At 57.8% G+C, this 24,559-nt stretch carries 21 protein-coding genes; 11 read left to right on the top strand and 10 right to left on the bottom strand.

Translation table 11 applies throughout. The features are described from left to right. The first annotated feature begins 13 nt into the window (after nt 1-13). The 4 genes from IEI95_RS05455 to IEI95_RS05440 are packed head-to-tail and all read left to right on the top strand — an operon-like array spanning nt 14 to nt 5,383. Entirely contained in the window at nt 14-1,567 is a 1,554-nt protein-coding gene (locus IEI95_RS05455; protein WP_194416131.1) for a hydantoinase/oxoprolinase N-terminal domain-containing protein, read from the top strand. Then, nucleotides 1,564-2,688: a DUF917 domain-containing protein gene (locus tag IEI95_RS05450; RefSeq protein WP_156532588.1), complete on the top strand. Its 1,125-nt coding sequence runs from the start codon at nt 1,564-1,566 to the stop codon at nt 2,686-2,688. Before IEI95_RS05455 ends, IEI95_RS05450 begins: the two co-directional genes overlap by 4 nt. Before the next feature lie 2 nt (nt 2,689-2,690). Then, the gene (locus IEI95_RS05445; RefSeq protein ID WP_156532589.1) at nt 2,691-3,767 is read left to right on the top strand and encodes a DUF917 domain-containing protein; all 1,077 of its coding nucleotides are present in this window, start codon (nt 2,691-2,693) and stop codon (nt 3,765-3,767) included. 41 nt (nt 3,768-3,808) lie between these two features. Next, nucleotides 3,809-5,383, top strand: coding sequence for an ABC transporter substrate-binding protein (locus IEI95_RS05440; RefSeq protein WP_156532590.1), 1,575 nt, complete (start codon nt 3,809-3,811; stop codon nt 5,381-5,383). A gap of 18 nt (nt 5,384-5,401) precedes the next feature. Here the strand turns inward: IEI95_RS05440 and IEI95_RS05435 are convergent, their stop codons facing one another. From IEI95_RS05435 to IEI95_RS05420, 4 genes are read right to left on the bottom strand one after another with little or no spacing between them, the layout of a single operon-like run. Further along, the gene (locus IEI95_RS05435) at nt 5,402-5,878 is read right to left on the bottom strand and encodes a response regulator (RefSeq protein ID WP_194416130.1); all 477 of its coding nucleotides are present in this window, start codon (nt 5,876-5,878) and stop codon (nt 5,402-5,404) included. A 9-nt stretch (nt 5,879-5,887) separates the two neighbouring features. Then, the gene (locus tag IEI95_RS05430; RefSeq protein ID WP_234934167.1) at nt 5,888-8,230 is read right to left on the bottom strand and encodes a PAS domain S-box protein; all 2,343 of its coding nucleotides are present in this window, start codon (nt 8,228-8,230) and stop codon (nt 5,888-5,890) included. Beyond that, complete coding sequence (locus IEI95_RS05425) at nt 8,227-8,880, bottom strand: response regulator transcription factor (RefSeq protein WP_156532592.1); 654 nt, start codon at nt 8,878-8,880, stop codon at nt 8,227-8,229. Before IEI95_RS05425 ends, IEI95_RS05430 begins: the two co-directional genes overlap by 4 nt. Next, nucleotides 8,877-9,983 carry a sensor histidine kinase gene (locus tag IEI95_RS05420; RefSeq protein WP_194416129.1) on the bottom strand — a complete coding sequence of 369 codons (1,107 nt, stop codon included), beginning with the start codon at nt 9,981-9,983 and terminating at the stop codon, nt 8,877-8,879. Before IEI95_RS05420 ends, IEI95_RS05425 begins: the two co-directional genes overlap by 4 nt. Before the next feature lie 372 nt (nt 9,984-10,355). Between IEI95_RS05420 and IEI95_RS05415 the strand changes: the two genes are divergently transcribed. Continuing rightward, on the top strand, nt 10,356-10,751 hold the full coding sequence (locus tag IEI95_RS05415; RefSeq protein ID WP_234617674.1) for an SgcJ/EcaC family oxidoreductase: 396 nt from the start codon (nt 10,356-10,358) through the stop codon (nt 10,749-10,751). 60 nt (nt 10,752-10,811) lie between these two features. Here IEI95_RS05415 and fucP read toward each other — a convergent pair whose 3' ends face one another. From fucP to IEI95_RS05385, 6 genes are all read right to left on the bottom strand, one after another. Beyond that, nucleotides 10,812-12,086 carry an L-fucose:H+ symporter permease gene (gene fucP, locus IEI95_RS05410; protein WP_087729943.1) on the bottom strand — a complete coding sequence of 425 codons (1,275 nt, stop codon included), beginning with the start codon at nt 12,084-12,086 and terminating at the stop codon, nt 10,812-10,814. A gap of 431 nt (nt 12,087-12,517) precedes the next feature. Continuing rightward, nucleotides 12,518-13,555, bottom strand: a complete 1,038-nt coding sequence (locus IEI95_RS05405; protein ID WP_156532594.1) for a sulfate/molybdate ABC transporter ATP-binding protein — start codon at nt 13,553-13,555, stop codon at nt 12,518-12,520. Between the two features lie 14 nt (nt 13,556-13,569). Further along, a complete protein-coding gene (cysW, locus tag IEI95_RS05400; protein ID WP_156532595.1) occupies nt 13,570-14,439 on the bottom strand; it encodes a sulfate ABC transporter permease subunit CysW in 870 nt (289 codons plus the stop codon). Then, a complete protein-coding gene (cysT, locus tag IEI95_RS05395) occupies nt 14,426-15,283 on the bottom strand; it encodes a sulfate ABC transporter permease subunit CysT (RefSeq protein ID WP_156532596.1) in 858 nt (285 codons plus the stop codon). The genes cysW and cysT overlap by 14 nt, the downstream gene beginning before the upstream one ends. Before the next feature lie 27 nt (nt 15,284-15,310). Further along, nucleotides 15,311-16,327: a sulfate ABC transporter substrate-binding protein gene (locus tag IEI95_RS05390; protein ID WP_156532597.1), complete on the bottom strand. Its 1,017-nt coding sequence runs from the start codon at nt 16,325-16,327 to the stop codon at nt 15,311-15,313. 193 nt (nt 16,328-16,520) lie between these two features. Then, nucleotides 16,521-17,558: a LacI family DNA-binding transcriptional regulator gene (locus IEI95_RS05385; RefSeq protein ID WP_156532598.1), complete on the bottom strand. Its 1,038-nt coding sequence runs from the start codon at nt 17,556-17,558 to the stop codon at nt 16,521-16,523. A 459-nt stretch (nt 17,559-18,017) separates the two neighbouring features. Between IEI95_RS05385 and IEI95_RS05380 the strand changes: the two genes are divergently transcribed. From IEI95_RS05380 to IEI95_RS05355, 6 genes are all read left to right on the top strand, one after another. Further along, nucleotides 18,018-19,058 (top strand): Gfo/Idh/MocA family protein, encoded by a 1,041-nt coding sequence (locus IEI95_RS05380; protein WP_156532599.1) that lies wholly within the window; start codon nt 18,018-18,020, stop codon nt 19,056-19,058. Between the two features lie 11 nt (nt 19,059-19,069). Further along, complete coding sequence (locus tag IEI95_RS05375) at nt 19,070-20,002, top strand: sugar phosphate isomerase/epimerase family protein (RefSeq protein ID WP_194416128.1); 933 nt, start codon at nt 19,070-19,072, stop codon at nt 20,000-20,002. 75 nt (nt 20,003-20,077) lie between these two features. Next, nucleotides 20,078-21,310, top strand: a complete 1,233-nt coding sequence (locus tag IEI95_RS05370; protein ID WP_156532601.1) for an ABC transporter substrate-binding protein — start codon at nt 20,078-20,080, stop codon at nt 21,308-21,310. Nucleotides 21,311-21,447: 137 nt separating this feature from the next. Continuing rightward, entirely contained in the window at nt 21,448-22,350 is a 903-nt protein-coding gene (locus IEI95_RS05365) for a carbohydrate ABC transporter permease (protein ID WP_087729949.1), read from the top strand. Beyond that, nucleotides 22,347-23,174 (top strand): carbohydrate ABC transporter permease, encoded by an 828-nt coding sequence (locus IEI95_RS05360; RefSeq protein WP_156537306.1) that lies wholly within the window; start codon nt 22,347-22,349, stop codon nt 23,172-23,174. Before IEI95_RS05365 ends, IEI95_RS05360 begins: the two co-directional genes overlap by 4 nt. Then, entirely contained in the window at nt 23,171-24,271 is a 1,101-nt protein-coding gene (locus tag IEI95_RS05355) for a sn-glycerol-3-phosphate ABC transporter ATP-binding protein UgpC (RefSeq protein WP_156532603.1), read from the top strand. The genes IEI95_RS05360 and IEI95_RS05355 overlap by 4 nt, the downstream gene beginning before the upstream one ends. Nucleotides 24,272-24,559 lie beyond the last annotated feature (288 nt).

Below are 24,559 nucleotides of genomic sequence, written 5' to 3'. Positions count from 1 at the left end.
AAGGAAAACACACGTGTACCGATTGGGAATAGATGTGGGCGGCACCAATACCGATGCCGTGGTCATGCAGGGCGGCAAGGTTCTGTCCGGTATCAAGGCTCCGACCTCGGAGGATGTCACCACCGGCGTGGTCGAGGCCATGGAAGGGGCGATCAAGGCCGCAGGCATTGACCGCAGCCTTGTGACCAATGTGATGATCGGCACTACCCATTTCACCAATGCGGTGATTGAGCGCAAGCATATGACCCCGGTTGCCGCCATCCGCCTCGGCCTGCCCGCCACTGCCTGCTTGCCGCCTGCCATTGATTGGCCGGAAGACCTGAAGCCCGTGGTTGGCAAGCACGGCTATATGGTGCGCGGCGGTTATGAGTTTGATGGTCGCGAAATTTCGCCGCTGGATGAAGATGAGATCAAGCGTATTGCCGGTGAAATCCGCGCCAACAATCTCAAAGCCGCAGCCGTCACCTGCGTGTTCGGCCCGATCAATGCGGCGATGGAGCAGCGGACCAAAGCAATTTTGCAGGAACATTGCCCGGGCCTGCCCGTGGTCATGTCCACCGACATTGGCCGCATCGGGTTGCTGGAGCGCGAGAGTGCGGCGATCATGAACGCCAGCCTTTTGGAACTGGCCTATAAAACCGTGCGGGCCTTTGGCGAAGCACTGAAAAGTGCGGGTCTCACGTGCCCCTTCCATATCACCCAGAACGACGGCACGCTGATGGCGGCGGAGACGGTGAAAGACTTTCCGGTTCTGACCTTCGCCTCTGGCCCCACCAATTCCATGCGCGGTGCGGCCTTCCTCACCGGGGTGCAGGAAGCCATTGTTGTTGACATTGGCGGCACGACGTCTGATGTCGGGGCGCTGCATCTGGGCTTTCCGCGTCAGGCGGCAACGGTGGTGGATGTCGGCGGCGTGCGCACCAATTTTCGTATGCCGGATGTGTTTTCCATCGGTCTGGGTGGCGGTTCGCTGGTGCGTGGCGACGTTGAGACCGTGACCGTTGGTCCGCAATCGGTGGGCTATCGCATCACCTCTGAAGCCAAAGTGTTTGGCGGTGCAACGCTGACGGCAACCGATATTGCCGTGGCCGCTGGCCATGTCGATGTGGGCGATAAGAGCAAGGTGGCCGATGTCTCACCAGAACTTGCCAAGGCAGCGCTTGCCCGTATCCATCAGATGCTGGAAAATGCCATTGAGCGCAGCCGGGTCTCGCCAGAGCCAATCCCTGTCATCGCCGTTGGCGGCGGCTCTATCCTGATGCCGGATAAGCTGGGTGATTTTCAGATCATCCGGCCTGAGAACTTCTCGGTTGCCAATGCTGTTGGCGCTGCCATTGCCCAGATTTCTGGCGAAGTAGACCGGGTTTTTGCGCTTGAAAATGGCCTGACCCGTGAACTGTGCCTGAAGCAAGCCGAAGAGGAAGCCACGAAAAACGCCGTTGCTGCGGGCGCTGATCCCACCACCATTCAGGTGATTGAACGTGAAGATGTGCCGCTGGCCTATCTGCCCGGCAATGCCACCCGCATCCACGTGAAAGTCGTGGGTGAGATGGGAGGGCAAGCATGAGCGCGATTATCTCATCGAAGGATTATTTCGATCCGAAAGACCTCTGGATTTTCGACCGCGATGATCTGAACTCGCTGGAAATCGGCGCTGGCATTCTGGGCACAGGCGGCGGTGGCAATCCCTATATTGGCAAGCTGCGTGCCCGCCAATTGCTGGATGAGGGCTATACGCTCTCGGTTCTGCCACATCAGAAAATCCATGATGATGCGCTTTGCGTTTCCGTGGGTGGCATTGGTGCGCCTGTCGTTGGTATTGAGCGCTTGCGTGAAGGTCGTGAGGGCCTGCGCTGCATCCGCGCGCTGGAAGCGCATCTGGACATGACCATTGACGCCATTGTCTGCGAGGAAATCGGTGGGTCCAATTCCATGGAGCCGCTGGTGGTGGCAGCCCTTACCGGTGTTCCTGTCATTGATTGCGATGGCATGGGCCGGGCCTTCCCGGAAATGCAGATGACCACGTTTTCCATCTACGGCCATAGCTCTACGCCATCGGCCATGTGCGATGTGCATGGCAATGTTGTGCTGTTTCAGCATGCGGTATCCGAGCTTTGGCACGAGCGCATGGCGCGGGCCTGCGTGGTGGCGCAAGGGGGGGCATCGACACTGGCTTCTGCACCGATGACCGGGGCTTTCGTCAAGCAATTCGGCATTCCCAATTCCTACACGCAAGCCGTCAGCCTTGGGCAGGCAGTCAGGCTTGCGCAGAAAAACCACGATGACCCAATTGAAGCCATCTGCAAAAAGGAGAACGGCAAAACGCTGTTCACCGGCAAGATCAGCGATTTGAAGCGCCATTTACGCGGCGGTTTTGTGCGTGGCGAAGTGCAGCTTTCCGGCATTGATGCCCACAATGGCGAAACCGGCTCGGTGCTGATCCAGAATGAAAATCTGGTGTTTTTCCACGATGGTGAGATGGAATGCTGCGTGCCAGACCTGATCCTGGTGCTGGATGTGGATAGCGGCGAAGCCATCACCACCGAAATGCTGCGCTACGGCCAGCGCGTCGCCATCGTGGCCCTGCCATGCCATGCGCTGCTGCGCTCACGCGAAGCACTGGATGTGGTTGGCCCCAAAGCTTTTGGGCTGGATGGCATTGTCTACACCCCGATGAAAGGATCGTGATCATGGCCTATCAGGTGCAAGAACATGATCTGGAGGCCATTGCCCTTGGCGGTGCCTATCTCGGCACGGGCGGCGGCGGTGATCCCTATATTGGCAAGCTGATGGCGCAAGCGGCCCTTCGTGAGCATGGGCCTGTCACCGTGGTGTCCGCAGACGAAGTGGATGATGACACACTGTGCATTTCCGTCTTCATGATGGGTGCGCCCACCGTGATGCTGGAAAAACTGCCATCTGGTGCGGAAGTGTTGAAAGCCCTGCATGAACTGGAGCAGTTTTTGGGCCGCAAGGCCGGAGCCATCCTCTGCGTTGAGGCGGGCGGGTTGAACTCCACCATTCCCTATATGGTGGCGGCTGTGACGGGCCTTCCCTTGGTGGATGGTGATGGCATGGGCCGGGCTTTTCCGGAATTGCAGATGGTGAGTTTTACCCTGCATGGGATCTCGGCAAGCCCGCTGGTTTTGGCCGATGACAAAGGCAATTCCTCGCTGTTTTCCGCCGTCTCCAATCTATGGACCGAGAAAATGGCCCGCGCCGTGACCATTCAAATGGGCGGTGCTGCCCTTGTTGCCGCCTATGCCATGAGTGGCAAGCAGATGAAACAGGCGCTGTTGCATGGCACGATGACGCAAATTCGCACCATCGGCGAGACCATTTTGACCGAGCGTGCCCGCTCTCGCCATGCCGGAGCGGCGCTTCGGGAAAAACTCGGTGGCACCCATCTCTTTACCGGTCGCGTGGTGGATGTGGAGCGCGCCACAACAGGTGGTTTTGCCCGTGGAAAGCTGATCTTGCGCGGTGTGGATCGCTTTGCAGGTCAGCGTTTTGCTGTGCATTTTCAAAACGAGTTTCTGTTGGCTGAGGGTGAAAATGGCGAAACCGTCTGGGCAACGCCCGACCTGATCTGCGCCCTTGATGCCGATATGGGCCTGCCCGTGACCACCGAACAGATGCGCTACGGCTTGATGGTGGAATTCACCGGCATCCCCGCCGATCCGCAATGGCATACGCCAGAAGGCTTGGCGCTCGCGGGGCCGGGCTATTTTGGCTACGGCGACAGCGCAAAGCCACTCTCTGCATGATTTTTTAAAATACAGCGAACTGTCAAAAAAAGGGGAATGAGATGAACGCAACACAGACTTTAAGGCACCTTGCTGTGGTCTTGGCGATGGGAACCGCCATTGTCGCGCCACACGTGGCCATGGCAAAAACATCCACCGTGATGAATGTAACGCAGGTGTTTGGCACCATTGATCCGGCCAAGATCACCGATTACACCCAGTATCTGGCTGCAGTGAACCTTTACGATGGCCTGACCACCGTGGACAGCACCGGCAAGATCATCCCGGAACTGGCCGAGAGCTGGGATGTGTCCAGCGATAACCTGACCTACACCTTCCATCTGCGCAAGGACGCAAGTTTTCAGGATGGCTCTCCGGTTGAGGCCAAGGATGTCGTCTATACTGTCCAGCGCCTGCTGGCGATCAACAAGGGACCGGCCTATCTGTTTGCAACGCTGATCAACCCCGACAATGTGAAGGCGGTGGATGCTCACAATGTCACTATCACACTCAACAAGGTCTATGCGCCATTCCTGACCACCACGCCGCTGCTGTTGGTGATCAACGAGGATGCCGTCAAGGCTGCTTCCAAGCAGCCCTGGGGTGAGGATGTTGTTGGCGAAAAATCCATGGGTGCAGGGCCTTATGTGCTGTCCAGCTGGCAACGTGGCTCGGAAATGGTCATCAGCCGCTACGAGAAATATTACGCGGGCTGGCCCATTAACCCGATTGATGAAGTGCGCTTTGTGCAGACCAATGACGAGGCAACCGTCAAGGCGCTTGCCACATCAGGCCAATTGGGTATTTCGTCCACCACACAAGCCAACGAGACCTATGATGCTCTGGCCAAAACCGATGGCTATGTGGTGACAACCACGCCAACGGCCACCGGTTTTTATTTGAAACTCAACACCAAAGCCACGCCGACAGACGATGTGCATGTGCGTCGCGCCTTGCAATATGCCACCGATTACAAAACCATCCAGACACAGATTATGACCGGTGACACGCTGGCAGGGCCGATGGCCCCTGTGTTTGCGGATGCCTATCTCGATACGCTGAAAGCGCCCGAATTCGATCTTGAAAAGGCCAAGGAGGAACTTGCCAAGTCCAAATATGCGGGAAAGCCGATCAAGCTGACGCTGACCTATGTGGCAGGCCTGTCGTTTGAAGAGGATATCGCGCTTCTGATGCAATCCAATTTACAGCAGATTGGCGTGGATGTGGACATCAAGCCCGAACCCTGGAACCGCATCACCGAACTGGCGGCCAAGCCGGAAACAACGCCGGCGGCCACGCAAGTGTTCTATGGCCCCACCTATCCGTCGCCAGATAGCGTATTCTACGTGCAATATCACTCCAAATCGGCGGGAACATGGGCCTCAATGGAATGGTTGCAGGATGCCGAGGTCGATAAATTGATCGATGACGCCCGCTCCACCACCGATAGCGCGAAGCAGAATGCGATCTACAAGCAGATCCAACAGGCGATTTCTGATAAGGCACCGGACGTGAATTTGCTGACGAAAGTGCAGAAGGTGGCCTTCAGCAAGTGCATCTCGGGCTATAAATTTGTGCCAATGCAGAGCTGGGATTACAATTTCCACAATCTGACATGGACGTGCCCGGCCAAATAATCCGGGGTCTGTTTGCGACTATTTCAACCCTGGAAAATCGGTAGGCTGGGTAGCCGGATTTTCCAGGCTTGCCGTCTTCAGCGCCTTGAACAGAAAGCGCGTTTCCAACAGATTGACGATACGCAAAACCGTCTCCACCGTATCGATCGGCTTGACCAGGAAGTCCTTTGCGCCCAGCGAGAGGGCGCGGCGGCGTGTTTCTGTTGTCACATCAGCTGTCAGCACAAGGATGGGAACGAAATCATCCGGCCCGATCAGCCGCGTGAATTGGTCAAGCAGGGCAAAACCATCCAGATGCGGCATCAGAAGATCGAGCAGGATAATATCGGCTTTGTGCTTTGTAAAAAGAGCGGTGGCCTCGCGCGGGTCGGTGGTCGATGCAATCCGGTCGAAACGCTCGCGCCGCAAAAGCCTTTCCAACAGGGCAATATTGGCGGGTTCGTCATCGATGATCAGTATCTGCGCCTCTGAGGCAAGGTCGAAGGGAAATTTCACGTCAGAACCTCATCCAGGGTTTTCATCAGGCGGCGCACATCCAGCGGTTTGGTCATGTAATGCGTTGCGCCTTTTTCCATCGCCAGCATGCGTGTTTTTTTCCGTGGCATCGGCGCTTATCACAACGACCGGGGTGGTTTGCGTCCGAGGATCTGAACGCAAGGCGGCAAGCACCGACAGCCCATTCATGTCAGGCAGATCGACATCGAGCAAAACAAGATCGGGACGGTGCTCGAAGGCAAGCGTCAGACCGAGACCACCCAACATGGCCGGAATGATCCTGGTCTTTAAACGGCGGCCCACGAGGTTCTCAATCAGGTTGAGATTGACAAGATTGTCCTCAATGCAAAGGACCGTGGCTTTGCCTGTCAGTCCGCTTGCCACTGCCCGTTTTTCATCTGTTTTCACCGTCTTTGCCACGGCGTAAGGGGCGTGTGACACGGGAATCTGGATGGAGAACACCGAGCCGGTCGCGTCACTTTCGGTCAAGAAAAGATCGCCATCCATGGCCCGCATCAGATTGAGCGACAGGGCAAGGCCAAGGCCTGTGCCGGTCGTGGCATTTCGGTCGGCTCCGAGCCTCTCGAACGGCTTGAAGAGCCGGTCTCTATCCACATCCGCAATTCCACAGCCCGTGTCGGCAATATCAATTGCGATCATGGTGTTAGTCAGTAATTGAGCGGATAATCGGATCTCGCCACCATCTCCGTTGAATTTCACCGCATTTGAAAGCAGATTCAGCAGCACCTGCAAAAACCGGCGACGATCGACTGCGACAATAGTTTGGCCCGCGGCCTGCATCTCCACACTGATCGTCAATCGCTTTGGTTCGGCCAAGGGAGCCGCCAGGGCAATGGCTTCCGTGACGATATCGTCCAACCCGACCGGCTCTATCAACAGTTCCATGCGGCCCGCCTCGATCCGGGCGATATCGAGAACTTCATCGATCAGGCTGAGCAGATGCCGTCCAGCTCTGAGGATTTGCGCCAGACTTTCGCGCATGTCCCGATCCTCAATGTCCATGTCGAGGATCTGTGCAAAGCCCAGAACGGAATTCAACGGCGTGCGCAATTCATGGCTCATGCGCGACAGAAACTCGCTTTTCGCCTGGCTGGCCCGTTCTGCGTCGCGCCGTGCTGTCAGCAGTGCCTCTTCGGTTCGTTTTCGATCCGTCACGTCACGAGTGATCTTGGAAAAGCCCCGCAATTGGCCCTGTTTGTCGCGCAGGGCTGTCATCACCACATTGGCCCAGAAGCGGCTACCGTCCTTGCGCAACCGCCATCCTTCGTCTTCGACACGGCCAAAAGCGGCGGCTTGCGCCATTTCCTGAACCGGTAGTGTTTCTCGATGCTCGAGAGGATAGAAGCGAGAAAAGTGCTGGCCGATGATCTCGTCTGCACGATACCCTTTGATACGCTCTGCACCGGCATTCCAGCTCACCACATTGCCATCGGTATCCAGCCCGAAAATACCATAGTCATGGACGCCATCGACGAGCAGCCGGAAGCGTTCCTCGCTTTCCCGCAGGGCCTCTTCGCGCGCCGTCAGCAGACGGCTTGCCTCTTCGAGCGCGCTCGACAATTCGCCGATTTCGTCCGTTGCGTGTTCTGCCAGCCTCAGGCTTTGGCCCTGGGCCAAGCGGTTGGCGGCCTGTTTCAGCCTATCGACCCGCCGGACTATGCCTTTCGACATCAAGACGATAGCGCCGATGCATCCGATGACACCAGCGATCGCGCCCAATAGGGTAATTCTTTGCGACAGCGCCCGGATTTCATCGGCCTTGGCCGTTCGTTGCGCCAGAAGGGCGTCCTCCCTTAGCCGCATCTCGGCAATCTGAAGACGCAATTCGTCCAGGAATGCTTTGTTGGCAATCAATGTCTGCCGCAAAGCTTCGGGAATCTGGTTATTCGAAACGGAACCTTGCATCAGCGAGGCAAGACCCTTCAGCTTTTTATCGACCAGCGGTTCCATCCGGTTCAGCCGCTCAAGTTGTTCCGCATCGATGATCAGTGGCCGCATGGCGGCAAACACCGCCGGCAATTCCGTTACGGCTTTCTTGTAGGGGGCCAGGAAGGTTTCGTCGCGGGTGAGAAGATATCCCCGCACGCCGGAGGCACCTTCGGCCAGCAAAGCGTGCAGCTCCAGAATGTCCTGTTGAATGGCGAAGGTGACGCGCACGTAATTTTCTGCCTTTCGGCTTTCACGGTCAGCGAGAAAGACGGAGCCGAGGGCAATGAGAAGACAGGCCAGAGGCAATGCGATTACGATCAGGCCTTTGACGGCCAAAGGCTGGTTGAGAAAGCGAAAGCGACTGTGGGCGGACACCACAGTCTTTGCCGGGATATCCGTCATGATGCCTCTCCTTCGACCAATCCGGCCTGGGCTGCCAGCACCGCTGCCTGGGTTCGGTCGCCCACCCGCAATTTCGCAATGATGCGCTCGACATGAACCTTGACCGTGCCCGGAGCGATGGACAGTCTGCGGGCGATTTCCTTGTTGGTTGCGCCCCGTGCCACCTCCTGCAAAATTTCCCGCTCACGGGTGGTCAGCTGCGAAATGGCGTCCTCGGCTGGCGATGTGCGCGAGACGCGGGTCAGCATCCGCCGCACCAATCCGGTGTCGAAGAATTCCTGGCCGTCCAGAACGGCTCGGATCATCCGCAGCAATGTGTCTCGCCGCACATCCTTCAACGCGTAGCCACTGGCTCCGGCCTTGACCGCCGCTTCCAGATAGTCGAGGCTGTCATGCATCGTCAGCATCATGATCCGCGTCGAGGGAGATACGCGGCGGATTTCTGCCGCCGCCGCCAACCCGTCCATCGGTGTCATCCGGACATCGAGCAAGGCGATGTCAGGCAAAAGCTTTGCTGCTAGCGTGATTGCTTCCAGGCCATCTCGCGCTTCGGCCACGACCTCCAGATCTGGCGCACCCGACAGCACCGAAATAATGCCGGATCGGGCCAAGTCGTGGTCGTCGGCAATCAGAATACGCGCTTTGGTCATTGGCTTTCGCCTTTGTCGATAAGAGGAACCCGGGCGATCAGCCTTGTGCCTTGATTGGCGGCGCTGATGATGTCCAGCGTACCGTTGACAAGCGACAGCCGCTCTTGCATGGCCGACAGGCCGATCCCGAAACCACGGACCGGTCTGGTTTCGCCCTGGACTCCGACATGCGCTGCGGCAAGGGGAAAGCCGCAGCCATCGTCATTCGCCTCAAGGACGACATGGTCGGCTTCGATCCGCAATTGCACATGCAGGTTTTGGCAGCCCGCATGTTTGCGGGCATTGGTGATCGCTTCCTGTGCCACACGATAAAGAACGATTTCAATGGCCTGAGGCAGACGGTCAACCGGGAGCCGGTTGTCCAGCCGACAGGCAGTCTCATCGACGGTGTCCAGCTTTGCACTGATGGCGGCTGGCAAGCCAAGGTCATCAAGTTCGGCGGGCCGCAAGTCGGCAATCGCGTGGCGGATATCCTGGATCGCCATGCGGGCAATCTCGCTGCATTGATCGACCTTTTTTGCGAGGACCGTTGTCAAGCCCGGATCAGCTTCCAATGCCTGCAAGTGATGCAGCAGACTGACAAGGGTCTGGGCCACGCCATCATGCAGGTCATAGGCAATATGGGCGCGCTCCCGTTCCTGTGTGGAGAGAATGGCGGCCACCAATTGCGCGAGCTGCTTTTCGCGCTCGGCAAGCATCAGGAGCAGGGCTTCCCGCTCCTGTTCTCTGTCATCGGCGAAAACGGCTGCGGCGACAAGGTCGGCGACGATCTGAAGGCTGGTTTTATCCTCGTTGCCCATCCTTGCGATGGCCTGATCCTCGAAGATGATGAGCACCCGGCCATCCTTACTGGCCATGGCATTATTGGCAATCGTCTGGTGTTGATCTGTTGGGGTGCGCAAATGAATTGCCGCACCGCCGCAAAAGCTGCCGATCAATCCGGTGATATCAGTGATCGCCCGGGGGAGAGGGTATTGATCAAGGCTGGCGCGTGTTTCGACGATGAGACGTAACCGGCTGGCCCTGGCTTCCGCCTCCCGGTAAAGTGTCCGCAACTCCTGGATGGGAGAGGCAAGGTGTTCCGGGTCCGTCGCCGTTGTCATTCGTCCTCATGCTCCTGTATCAAGGCGCGCTCGCCTACAGCGCCGTGCGCCATATATGGCGCACAAAGGTTCGCTGTAGCGCTTTATATCTGCTGCATAATTTTCTCTTTAAACCGATTCCGGTTTAAAGAATTATGCAGTAGTCGATGTCAGAGATAGGACACAGAAGGACCAGTTTACATAGGCCATTCGGCATATCCTTTCGACACCATGCGGCAGACGTAACGGCTCTTCTTCATAGCCACTTTTCTAAGCAACCGACCGGCGTTGGGCTTGGCTCGGGCTTTATAAAGGAGCTGTCTCATGCAGAAAATTCTTTTGGCATTCGGTGTAACCGCCGGTCTTTCGGTATCGTCTTTTGCCGCACCCGCGATGGCACAGGAATGCGCGCCAGTGACCCAGCAGCAGGTGGAAAAGTTGTTTGACCGTTGGAATGCATCCCTTGCGACGCTCGATCCGGAGAAAGTTGTCGCGAATTATGAGGATGATGCAGTTCTCCTCGCAACCCTGTCGAACCAGCCGCGGCTGACGCAGGAAGAGCGTCGCGCGTATTTTGTCGATTTTCTGAAAAAGAAGCCTCAGGGCGTGGTCGATAACCGGACGATCAAGCTGGGCTGCAACACGGCCATCGATACCGGCGTCTACACGTTCACCCTGGGGGATGGCACAAAGGTTCCGGCCCGCTACACCTTCACCTATGACTATGATGGCGGGAAATGGCTGATCTCCTCCCATCACTCTTCGGCAATGCCGGAACGCACGTCGTAAAGGCAAGTTATGGGCATGTCGCCGCGCTGGGAACGCACGGCGACATGTCATGACATCTGTTTATGCTGCGGTTCTTGAACCGAGAGCGCCATAATAGGCGATATAGACGTAGCAGAGGATCGGCATCAGGAAGGCGAGGTGGATGCCGACCGTATCGGCAAGTCCGCCCTGAACCAGGGGCAACAAGGCACCGCCGACAATGGCGAGGCAAAGAATGCCGGAACCCTGGCTGGTATGGCGACCCAGGCCCTTCAGCGCCAGGCTGAAAATGGTCGGGAACATGATCGAGTTGAAGAAGCCGATCGACAACACGCACCACATGGCAACATGGCCTGTTGTGAGCACTGTCACCAGAAGCAGAATACCGGCTGCGACCGCATTGAAGGCCAAAACCTTGCCGTCATCCATATAGCGCATCACCGCAGAACCGATGAAACGCCCGATCATGGCGCCGCCCCAGAAATAGGAGACGTAATGGGCAGCCGTCTGTTCAGGCAGCCCGGCAATGCTGGGTTCGGCCATGAAATTGACCAGGAAACTGCCAATGCTGACTTCCGCGCCGACATAGAGAAAAATCCCGACTGCGCCGAGAACCAGATGGCGGTAGCCCCAGGCAGACCCGGAAATATCGCTGGACTTGGCATCTTCTTCTGCCTCAACCGCTGGCAATTTCAATGCTGCGAAAATGGCAGCGAGAACAAGGAAGGCGATAGCCAGCATCAGATACGGAAATTTGACCGCTGCGGCTTCCGCCATGCGCAGGGCGTCCATCTGCTCCGGTGTGGCGTTTTCAACGGCAGCCGTTGCCGAAGACAGGATGAGGAAGGCGCCGAAAATCGGCGCGACGGTGGTCCCCAGGGAATTGAAGGCCTGGGTCAGGGTGAGACGGCTCGATGCCGTTTCGGGTGCGCCCAGCACGGTGACATAGGGGTTTGCCGCCACCTGGAGAATAGTGACGCCCGCCGCCAGCACGAACAACGCGCCGAGAAACAGGCCATAGACCCGCAGGCTTGCGGCGGGGATGAACAAAGCGCAGCCGATGGCGGCAACGAGAAGACCCGTAACAATACCCCATTTATAGCTGATGCGTTTGACGAGAGCCCCTGCGGGCAAGGAAACGATAAAATAAGCGCCGAAGAAGCACAGCTGGATCAACATGGTCTGCGTGTAATTCAGCTGAAAGACGTTTTTCAGATGTGGGATGAGAATATCGTTGAGGCAGGTGATGAAGCCCCAGAGGAAGAAAAGAGAGGTCAGCGCGATCAGCGGACCGGTATAGGAGCGGCTGGCTCCTGCGTGCGCGGTTTGCGACGCGCCTGTTTGAATTCCTGCCATTTTCGGTTCTTTTTTCTTGATGCGGCGCAGCGGGAATACTGCGGCATGGATTAACGATCTGGCGGAGCGATGGCCGTGGCTGCGGCTCGAATACGCAAGTGCCGGCCCGCAACGCGGAGGAGAACGTGATTGTTCCGCAAAAAAGCCTGACCGTGATTTCGGCGTGCTGGCTGCGGGCAACCGCGACTGACAACTGTCCGCTTGGGAGGACGATCAGTTGTAAGCCCTGTTGGCTTATCGCTCCTGATAGGGCACCGCAAGAAGATGCAGGGTGTAATCCCATGCAATTTGAGGGACCGAGCCTTTCGGCCCGGTTTTCTCTATGTGTTTGAGATATTGATAATTTATACAAGGCGAAGATGTGTAAACATCCTCCAGCATCGTGCGGTTTCCAGTTTGCCGCACGATGCTGGTGCCTTGTGACGCCTGGGTCAGGCGCTTGCCGGATAGACTTTCCAGCGTTTGGGGCGGAAGGATATCCCGGTTCGGGTGGCGGCGGGATGATCGACGGGAACGTCGATTTCCGCCAGATGCCGTGCGCCGCCAAGCTCCAGTTCCAGACGGCGGGTTCCCGACAGTCTTCGGCTGCTGATCACCGTTCCGGCAAAGCAGCCGCCACACCCATCGACAATCTCGACTTCCTGCGGTCGGAAGAACAGGGTGGCATTGCCGTTGCCTTCGGATTTAAGCCCGGTCGGCCGGTCATCAAGCCAGATCTCGCCGGATTCGATGCGCACCGGCAGCGCCGAGGATTCACCGATGAAACGGTGAACGAAGGGGGCCGCCGGATTGTCATAGACGTCGTCGGCGGTGCCGACCTGCTCGATGCGGCCCTGGCTCATCACCACCACCCGGTCGGCAAGCTCCAGCGCCTCTTCCTGGTCGTGGGTGACGAACACGGTGGTATGGCCGGTGCGGTCATGAATCTCCCGCAGCCAGCGGCGCAAATCCTTGCGGACCTGGGCGTCGAGGGCGCCGAAAGGTTCGTCCAGCAGCAGCACCTTTGGCTCGATTGCCATGGCGCGGGCCAGCGCGACGCGCTGACGCTGACCACCGGAAAGTTGGGCGGGATAGCGCTTTTCAAGGCCCGACAGCTGCACGAAATCAAGCAGCTCCAAGGCGCGTTTGCGAATTTCCGCCTTGGGCGGACGCGATGCCTTGGGCCGAACGGTGAGGCCGAAGCCGACATTTTCCAGCACGGTCATATGCTTGAACAGCGCATAGTGCTGGAACACGAAGCCGACTTGCCTTTCCTGCACGGTCTTGCGCGAGGCATCATCGTCGCCGAAGAAAATCTGCCCGGCGCTTGGCCGCTCAAGCCCGGCGATCAGCCGCAGCAAGGTGGTTTTTCCCGAACCGGAGGGACCGACAAGCGCGATCAGCTCGCCGGAGCGGATGTCCAGCGACAGTTCGTGGAGGGCGGCGGTCGCGTTGAAGTCCTTGCGGATATTGCGAATATTCAGTTCCATGAGCGAATTCCCGATCAGTGCCCACGGGCAGCCGACAATTGGTCGGCATAGCGTAGTTCAATGGTTGTCTTGAGGACGAGGGTGACCAATGCCAGCCCTGCCAGCAGTGAAGCGACCGCGAAGGCGGCGGCGAAGTTATATTCGTTATAGAGAATTTCGATATGCAGCGGCATGGTGTTGGTCACGCCCCGGATATGGCCTGATACGACCGAAACAGCTCCGAATTCGCCCATGGCCCGGGCATTGCAGAGCAGCACGCCATAGAGCAGCCCCCAGCGAATATTCGGCAGAGTAACCCGCCAGAAAGTCTGCCAGCCACTGGCGCCGAGGCTGATCGCCGCCTCTTCATCACCAGTGCCTTGTTCCTGCATGACCGGGATCAACTCGCGTGCCACGAAAGGGAAGGTGACGAAAATCGTCGCCAGCACGATGCCCGGTACGGCAAACAGGATCTCGACGCCATGCGTGCGCAGCCAGGGACCAAGCAGGCTGTTGGAGCCGAACAGCAGCACATAGACCAGACCGGAAATCACCGGCGATACCGAAAACGGCAGATCGATCAGGGTGATCAGAAAGGCCTTGCCGCGAAATTCGAATTTCGCAATCGCCCACGCGGCCGCGACCCCGAAGATCACGTTGGCGGGAACGGCGATTACCGCAACCAGCAACGTTAACCGCATGGCCGAGAGGGCGTCTGGTTCGACAAGCGCTTCCAGCCAGGCGCTGGCGCCATTGCGGAATGCCTCGGAAAATACCGCCACCAGCGGGAGCACCAGAAATAGCAACAGAAACAGCAGCGAGACGAGGATGAGCAGACATTGGACGACGGGCGTTTCGGTCGTCGCTCGATGAAAGGTAGGGGAGCGGCGGTCAGTCATTGCCATATTTTCTCCGGCTTGCAGCCTGAATGAGATTGATCAACAGAAGCATGGCAAAGGAAATCGCCAGCATCACCGCACCGACGGCGGTTGCGCCCGCATAGTTGAACTCCTCCAGCCGGATGACGATGAGAAGTGGTGCGATTTCCGAGACATAGGGGACATTGCCGGCAACGAAAATCACTGATCCATATTCCCCGACCCCACGCGCCAGTGCAAGGGCAAACCCAGTCAAAATAGCCGGCGCCAGGCCTGGTAGCAGCACTTTGAAAATCGTTGCGAAGCGACTGGCGCCCAGCGTGGCGGCGGCCTCCTCTACGTCGCGGTCGATTTCCTCCATGACCGGCTGCACGGTGCGCACCACGAAGGGCAGACCGATAAACACCATGGCAACGACGATGCCAGCCTGGGTATAGGCGACTTTCAGGCCAAGCGGTGCAAGAAGCGAGCCGATCCAGCCGTTTGGCGCGTAGAGTGAGGCAAGGGCGATACCGGCAACGGCAGTCGGCAGCGCAAAGGGCAGATCGACCATCGCGTCGATGATCCGCCGTCCCCAGAAATTGTAGCGCACCAGCACCCAGGCGACCAATACGCCGAACACGACATTGAGCATCGCCGCCAGGATGGCCGAGCCGAAGCTGACTTTCAGGGCCTCAAGCGTCCGCCTGTCGGACGCGATATGCCAGAAATCCGTCCAGCCCAATTCGGCGGAACGCCAGACCAGACCGGACAAGGGAATGAGAACGATGAGGGCGAGGTAAAACACCGTAAAGCCGAACGTCAACCCAAATCCGGGAAGAACGCTCGGCTGACGGAATTGCCACCTGCCTTGAACAGGACTATGGGCCATTCTGATTTTCTTACTTTCTGAGCAGTCTTACTTTCCGGGCTGATAGATCTGATCGAACAGGCCGCCATCAGCGAAGAATTGCGGCTGCACTTTTGCCCAGCCACCGAAATCCTCGATGGTGACGAGATCAACCGACGGGAACCGCTTCAAGTCGGCAGGATCTGCCAGTTCCGGCTTTGCAGGGCGATAGTAATGCTTGGCAGCGATTTTCTGCCCGGCGTCGGAATAGAGATAATCGAGATAGGCCTTGGCGACTTCTTCGGTCCCATGGGCTTTGGCATTACCCTCGACGACGGCGACCGGCGGCTCCGCCTTGACCGAAACGGACGGTACGATGATGTCGAATTTGTCAGGGCCGAGTTCATCAATCGACAGGAAGGCTTCGTTCTCCCAAGCAAGCAGAACATCGCCGATGCCACGCTGCACGAAGGTGGTGGTGGAGCCGCGCGCACCGGTATCCAGCACTGGCACATGCTTGAACAGGGCGCTCAGGTATTCCTTGGCCTTCTGCTGATCACCATTATTGGCCTTCAGTGCCCAGCCCCAGGCGGCAAGTACGTTCCAGCGGGCACCGCCCGAGGTTTTCGGATTGGGAGTGATCACTTCGATCCCGTCCTTGGTGAGGTCGGCCCAGTCCTTGATGCCTTTCGGATTGCCCTTGCGCACCAGAAAGACGATGGTGGATGTATAGGGTGAACTGCTGCTTGGCAGTTTGGTTTTCCAGTCGGCGGGGATCTTGCCGGTCTTTTCGGCGATGGCGGAAATATCCGCTTCCAATGCCAGTGTCACGACATCGGCCTCAAGACCGTCGATCACCGAGCGGGCCTGAGCGCCCGAACCGCCATGCGACATTCTCACAGAAACGCTATCGCCGGTTTTCTGCTTCCAATAGGCGGCGAAGGCTGGATTGAAATCCTTGTACAACTCGCGCGTCGGGTCGTAGCTGACGTTCAGCAGTGTCACATTGGCCGCAACAGCGGGCATGGCGAGGCTTGCGGCTATCGCCAGCGTGGCAATGATCTTCACAGTACGAAAACGGGACATTGCGATCTCCTTAACCCCTAAGACTTTAAAATCTATTGAGGTTGTAGAGTATGTCAACGGCCAAGGCCAATTCGAGAGAGAACATGCCCCTGGCCGCTGCTAACTTAGCAATTTCAAGCGTAATTCCAGCGAGGCGGGGAGGATTTTTGCGGCACGGTCAAGGATGATCTCAAGGCACAGTCTTATGGCAGGTCTATGTCAGCAGGTCGAAGGCATCGCTTTCGCCCGGCACCAGTTCTAGCGGCCAGAGGCGATTACGGGCATGGGTTCTGTACGTTTCCGCATAATCCGGCATTGAGGCGAGCAAGGTTTCGGCCAGTTCCACCCCAAGATCCTCCAGGGAAAGGCGGTAGCAGGTCAGTGCGGGTTGCAGAAACCGGGCACGGGGCGCTTCACGAAACCCGATAACGGCCATGTCCCGGCCGGGGATGACACCGGCTTCTGTCAGCCGCCGGTAGAGGCCGATCGCCATGAGTTCGTAAATCAGGATGATGGCGGTCGGGCGCGGATCGAGCGCCAGCAGTTCGCTGCCCACGCTATAGCCGCCGCTTTCGCTGGACTTGGCCCGCAGGACCAAGGCCGGATCGAAGGTCAGGCCATTGCGCTCCAGCGCGGCCTGATAGGCGTCGGTAAACACGGTGCCGAGGTTGATATCGGTGCAGGGGGCGGCGATGGCGATGCGCCGATGACCTTTCGACACCAGCCGATCCACGGCGGAATCCGCGACACCGGCAAAATCCAGGTCGATCCAGGTATGGCTGCCGCCGGATGTGCTGCGCCCCAGGCTTACAAAGGGTATTTTGGTTTTGATCAGCAGATCGATGCGCTTGTCGATCCGCTGGGTGGCGGAAATGATCATCGCATCGACCAGGCGGCGGGCCACCATGCGCTGTAGATACTCCAGCGGGTCTTCGTCGGCGGGGCAGGGGAGCAGGACGAGATCGAGATTGTGGCGGGCAAACACCGTTTGCAAACCGTCCATGACACCGAAAAAGAAGTTGTCGCTGTTGTCGACATTATCCTTGCCGGATTCGATCATCAGTCCGATGACATTGGTTGTCCCTTTGCGCAGGCTGCGGCCCGATTGATTGGCGACATAGCCCAGTTCCTCAGCGGCCTCCAGCACCCGCCGTCGCGTTTCCGCGTTGACGTCGGGGCGTCCATTCAGCGCGCGCGACACGGTCCCGATGGAGATGTCGAGATGTTTTGCAAGCTGATGTATGCCCTTCATGCCAGATACTTTCTCCCTGAAGCGACCTCACCAAAAGGCGCTAAAGCGTGTTGCGGCTTATCAGCCTCAAGCAACACGCTTTAAGTTTTTGTTTTTACGCATGCCGTTACCGCAAAACCGCTGCACACTTTTGCGCGACATGCTCTAAGATGAGCAGGCCGGTTGTAAATTCCATGCTCTGCCTTGTCCGGTGTACTGCAAAATTTCGCAAGCAGGAATCGGTTTTTCCCTTGAACTTGGCGCGGTTTATCGTGCTGCCGAGTGCAATAACGGCGTCGCGTATTGACATGAGACGAAAACCACGATTAGTATCGTAAACGTTTACGGAAGTCGATGCAAAGAGGAGTTTGCGCGGCTGAGGCTGTAGGAAGAGCGTTTGCTGCTTCGACCTATCGAAAACCGGAAACTGAAACCATGTCTGGCGCGATAGCGACCGGATGGGATGCAAGGGAGGATATCTTGCAATTCAAAGCCGTTTTATGCGGGTGCGGAGCTATGGCCAAAGGCTGGCTTCGGGCCATTGCCGACACGCCCTCGCTTGCCGAGCGGATTTCCGTTGTCGGGCTCGTTGATGTCAACGTTTCGGCAGCCGAGTCCCTTGCAGAGGAATTCGGCCTGGAAGGTGCTGTGACGGGCAATAGCCTTGCCGATGTTGTCGAGCGGACGGCAGCCGATCTGGTCTTCGATGTCGTCATCCCGGCTGCCCGCTTCGATATCGTCTCCACCGCGCTGAAAGCCGGATGCCACGTGCTCAGCGAAAAGCCCATGGCCAATTCGCTGCAAGAGGCAAAGGCCCTGGTTAAGCTGGCCACTGAGACCGGGCGTATCCACGCCGTCGTGCAGAACCGTCGCTTCATTCAAGGGGTCCGCCGGATGCGGCAATTCCTGGACAGCGGTGCCATCGGCGAGTTGACGGCGGTGCATTGCGATTTCTTCCTGGCACCGCATTTTGGTGGTTTCCGGGATGAGATGGAGCATGTCCTGCTGCTCGACATGGCAATTCACACCTTCGATGCGGCGCGCTTCATTGCCAATCGTCAGCCGCTGGCGGCCTATTGTGTGGAGCGTAATCCGCAAGGCTCCTGGTATGCCCATGGCGCCAGCGCCAATGCGATCTTCGAGTTCACTGACGACGTGGTTTTCACCTATCGCGGCTCCTGGTGCGCTGAAGGGCGCAGGACCAGTTGGGAAAGTGCATGGCGGCTGGTCGGCAGCCAGGGCATGCTGACCTGGGACGGGGAAGAGCTGTTTGAGGCCTCTATCGCCGCAGAAGACCCCGGCCTGTTGCGTGGATATACGACCGTAAACGTTTCCGAAGACATCGCGCTCGCTGAGACGCATGGCCATGCCAGCGTGCTGGAAAGCTTCATTGCGGCAGTTGCCGGTGGCGAGCCGCCCGAGACCGCCGGTTTCGACAATATCAACAGTCTTGCCATGGTGTTTGCCTCCATCGAAAGCGCCAAGAGCGGCAAGCGTATCGACATTTCAGCTTCGCTATAAGGACCATGACTGTGAGCAATCCTGCAAAATCCATTCGTATCGGCACCATGATCAGCGGCAACAATGGCGATGCCGCCACCCGCATCCGGGAAATCGCCGGTCTCGGCTTCGAAAGTTTCGAGCCGTTTTTCTGGCAGACGACCAAAGGTCAGAACCTTGCCGAACTTGGCAAGCGCTGCGTCGATGCCATCGGCGACCGGGACATCACCATTTCGACGCTCGGCATGTTCGGCAATCCGCTTGAGGAAACCGACATCGACCTCGAAACGCTGGAGGGTTGGAAGCAATGTATCGATAATGCCCATCATTTCGGTGCGAGTTGCGTTGCAGGCTTTACCGGACGGCTGCGGGGCAAGATATTGACGGACAGCCTGTCACGTTACCGCGAAATCTGGAGCGAACTGGCCAAGCGCGCTGCCGACAAGGGCATTCGCATCGCCTTTGAAAACTGCGCCATGGACGGCAACTGGCAGAGCGGCGACTGGAACATCGCCCATAACCCCGACGCCTGGGAGTTGATGTTCAACGAAACCCCTGATGACAATATCGGCCTTGAATGGGAACCCTGCCATCAGATGGTCTATCTGATTGATCCCTTGCCGCAGATCCGCAAATGGGCATCCAAGATCTTCCACGTGCATGGCAAGGACGCCACCATTCGCTGGGATGTCATTCGTGAACACGGCATTTTCGGCAAGGAGCCGTTTGTGTTCATGCGCACACCAGGCTTCGGCGACAGCAATTGGACCAATATTATCAGCGAATTACGGCTGGCTGGCTATAGCGGCTCTATCGATATCGAAGGCTGGCATGATCCCGTCTACCGCGATGCCCTGGAAATGACCGGTCAGGTCCATGCCCTCAACCATCTGAAACAGGCGCGTGGCGGCGATTTTATCGACGAGATGGCGGCTTATGGCGGAGGCGATCCCTCGCTGAAATAGAATAAGGCCTTGATTTCGCCCAGTATGGAGGTGCGGGGCGATTGGAGGACGGGATAGAAACGGAGGAGGAAACCCATGATCATCAACAGACGTGCCTTGATCGCTGTGCTGGCTCTTGCTGCGGCTTGTCCGCTTACATCGACCGCCCGGGCGGACGACGTGACACTCAATCTCTGGTCGCTCGACAAGGATATCCAGCCTGCGCCCAATCTGGTCAAGCAATTCAACGCACTCAATAATGGCATCAAGATCGAGTATCGGCTCCTTCAGTTCGACGATGTCGTGACGGAAGCGATGCGCGCCTATTCAACCGGACAGGCACCTGACATTATCGCGGTCGACAATCCGGAACATGCGCTGTTTGCCTCGCGGGGTGCCTTCCTCGATCTCACCGACATGATTGCCAAGTCGGATGTGATCAAGCCACAGAACTATTTTCCTGGGCCGCTTGCGTCTGTGACCTGGAAGGAGCGCTATTTCGGCGTGCCGAAAGCCACCAACACCATCGCGCTCTACTATAACCGCGATATGTTCAAGGCCAAGGGTCTCGATCCACTGAAGCCACCGCAGACCTGGGACGAACTTGTGGCCGCTGCCCGCAAGCTGAACGACCCGGCCAAGAACGTCTACGGCCTCGCTTTTTCCGCCAAGGCCAGCGAAGAGGGAACGTTCCAGTTTCTGCCCTGGGCGCAGATGGGCGGCGGCGGCTATGACCATATCAATGCTCCGGGTGCGGTAAAAGCGCTGGAGACCTGGAAAACCATCATGACCGAAAAACTGGCCTCGCCGGATACGCTAACGCGCGGCCAGTGGGATTCGACCGGCACGTTCAATTCCGGCAATGCCGCCATGGCGATTTCGGGTCCCTGGGAGCTGGACCGCATGCTGAAAGAGGCAAAGTTCGACTGGGGCGTCGCCTTGCTTCCGGTGCCAAGCGCAGGAGCTGAACGGTCTTCCGGCATGGGTGATTTCAACTGGGCGATCTTTTCCAGCACCAAGCATCCGGCGGAAGCCTTCAAGGCCCTGGAATTCTTCGCCTCGCAGGACAAGGACATGTTCAAGAATTTCGGACAGCTGCCAGCCCGGTCCGACATCGCCATTCCTCCCTCGGGCTCGCCTTTGAAGGATGCGGCGCTGCAAGTGTTTCTCGAGCAGATGAAATATGCCAAACCGCGCGGACCACATCCTGCCTGGCCGAAAATCTCCAAGGCTATCCAGGATGCGATCCAGGCGGCATTGACCGGCCAGATGACGCCCAAGGATGCGCTGGACCAGGCGCAAAAGAAGATCAAGGCCGCCCTGGGTTGAGCGCTAATACCACCCAGCGATTATGCCATGCGCCGTCAACGCGCGTGGCATGACTATCCTTTCCTCCCGGCCGGGGCTGCATGTCTCCTGTGAGAATGTGGCCCCTGGACGGCGCTCCGAATGGAGAAAGAGGTCTCATGAAACGGATCATGTCGAGTATTGTCGATGGGCGTGGCTTTGACTTCGGTCTTGCCGGGGTGCCGCTGGCCTTTCTGCTGGTCATGTCGGGTCTGCCGCTGCTCTATAATATTGTGATGAGCTTTCAGGAGGTTGACATGTTCAGCCTTGGAACCTTTTCCCGTCCCTTTGTCGGCTTTCAGAACTATATCGACCTGATGGCGCAGCCGGAAACCCTGCCTATTTTCACCAATACGGCGATTTTCGTCGTGGCGTCGATTGCCGGGCAATTCCTTCTGGGCTTTGGTCTGGCGCTGTTTTTCGGGGTGGGATTCCCCGGTTCCTCCTGGTTGCGCGGCCTGTTCCTGGTGTCCTGGATCATGCCCGGCCTCGTCGTCGGCGCGACCTGGAACTGGATCCTCTCAGGCGATTTCGGCGTGTTCAATTATATGCTGCGCGAAACCGGGCTGATCAGCGCCAATATCTTCTGGCGGTCCGATCCGGCCTATGCGCTGTGGGCGGTGATCATCGCCAATATCTGGCTTGGCACGTCCTTCAACATGATCCTGCTGTCGGTCGGGCTATCAGGCATTCCCAAGGATCTCTATGAAGCGGCGCAACTGGATGGCGCCACCGTGTTGCAACGGTTCTTTACCATCACCCTGCCGATGATGCGTTCATCTATCGGTGCGCTGGTGTCGCTGGGGTTGATCTTTACCTTGCAGCAATTTGACCTGTTTGCCGCCATTACCTCCGGCGGACCGGCCAATGCCTCGAATGTGGCGCAATATTGGGCCTGGGACCTGTCTTTCCGGCAATATGACTTCGCCAAGGGTGCGACCGTGTCGGTGATCATGACCGTGTTCGTGCTTCTGGCATCGCTCGTCTATGTCCGCTCTACACGTCATGAGGTGCGAGGATGAGCGAAACAGTTCGTAACCGCCTGATGCTTGCCATCGCCCTCATCATGGCGGCGATCTATCTCTTTCCGCTCTACTGGATGTATGTCACAGCACTGAAAACCGGCTCGGCGATGTTTGCCACCCCGCCGCATTTCTGGCCTGACGATCCGCAATGGGGCGTCTATAGCGATGTCTGGCAAAGCCGAAATATGGGCCGATATCTGTGGAATTCGACCGTGATCGCCCTGGGTTCGGTCAGCATTATCTGCGTTCTCGGCACCGGCTGCGCCTATGTGCTGGCGCGCTATCGCAATGGCTGGGTCGATGCCGGGCTGTTTCTGATCCTGATGCTCCAGGTTCTTCCGGCATCGCTGATGATTACTCCGATCTTCGTCGGCTTTTCGCAGCTTGGCCTGCTGAACACCCCGCGCTTTGCCGTGATGCTGGCGGTGGCGGCGAAAAGCATGCCGTTCTTCGTGGTTCTGGTGCGTTCCAGCTTCATGACGGTGCCGATCGAGCTGGAGGAAGCGGCCATGGTCGATGGCAATTCGCGGATCGGGGCGTTTTTCAGCATCGTCCTGCCGCTGGCCCGCAATGGTATTCTCGTCAGCGCCATCCTGATCTTCATGCAGGCCTTTGGCGAATTCGTCTATTCCAAATCAATGATCCAATCGGTGGACCTGCAACCGGCCAGCGTCGGGCTGAACAGTTTCATGGGTCCCAATACCAATGAATGGAACGGGATCATGGCCTATGCCTCGATCTATGTGACGCCGATCCTCGCCATTTTCGTTCTTTTACAGCGCCGCATCGTCTCCGGCCTCACTTCGGGAGCCCTGAAATGACCATCCAGATCGAATTGAGCGGCGTCAACAAGCATTATGGCGCTTTCCATGCCCTGAAGAATATCAATCTCGCCATCGAAAAGGGCAGTTTCGTCGCCCTGGTCGGCCCCTCCGGCTGCGGCAAGTCCACACTGTTGCGGTCGCTGGCCGGGTTGGAGAAGATTTCCGCTGGCGAAATGAAGATCGCTGGCAACTTGATGACCAATGTGCCGCCGCGCAAGCGCGACATTGCCATGGTGTTCCAGTCCTACGCGCTCTATCCGCATATGACGGTCGAGGAAAACCTGACCTATAGCCTGCGCATCAAGGGGGTGGGCAAGGCAGAGGCGCGTCAGGCCGCCGAGGCGGTGGCGACAACAACCGGGCTGATGCCGCTGTTGAAACGCTATCCACGTGAATTGTCCGGCGGTCAGCGCCAGCGCGTCGCCATGAGCAGGGCGATCATCCGCAATCCCAAGGCCTTCCTGTTCGACGAGCCGCTGTCCAATCTCGATGCCTCCCTGCGGGTGCACATGCGAAAAGAGATCCGGCTGCTGCATGACCGGTTGAAGGCCACCTCCGTCTATGTCACCCACGATCAGGTTGAGGCGATGACCATGGCCGATCATGTTGTGGTGATGCGCGATGGCGTCATCGAGCAGCAGGGCCGACCTCTGGACCTTTACGACCGGCCTGCAAACCGCTTCGTTGCCGGTTTTATCGGTTCTCCGGCGATGAATTTCATTCCTGCGCGCGTGTCGCCGGGTGGGCTTGGTCTGGAACTTGATTTCGTTGGGAAGGAGGAGATTCTGAGATTTGCCGCCGGAATGACGGCTGGTCTTGCGGCAGGCCAGCCACTAACGCTTGGCCTCCGGCCGGAACACCTGTCGCTGACGGCTCCCGGCGAAGGCGCGTTCGACGTTGAGGTGGCGCTGGTCGAATCGACGGGATCGTCAACCTATGTGACGACCAGAACCGACCCGGAATTGACCATTGTTGTTTCCGGCGGTCGCGGCCTACGCTCCGGCGATCGGCTGGGTGTCGGGATCGATCCGCAGACCGTGCATCTTTACGATGCGCAGACCGGTTTGCGGCTGGATTTTGAGGGAGCGCGATAAGAATTTTCCGCTTGTTGTGTTCTAATTATCAGAGCGCTTATTTTTTGACCGACGCTGATTCTTTGCTTGCGGCAAGTTCGTGCCGCAGGCTGTTGAAATATAAGGGTCGGGGCCTCTCAGTTTTGAAGGCTACACGCCGCGAAACTGAGTTTCGCCTATTTTATATGCAAAATTATGCATTGTTTAAAACTCTTGCAGAATGCGCGCTTGCGTGAAATGGTTTGGACGCGAGTAGAAGCGGTCTGAGCCTGAGGCTCTGGGCATTGCTCGACGGTGAACCCTGTCGAA

Origin of the sequence: Agrobacterium vitis (assembly GCF_014926405.1) — a bacterium.
Lineage (GTDB): Bacteria > Pseudomonadota > Alphaproteobacteria > Rhizobiales > Rhizobiaceae > Allorhizobium > Allorhizobium vitis_H.
This window is presented reverse-complemented; position numbering and strand designations above follow the sequence as displayed.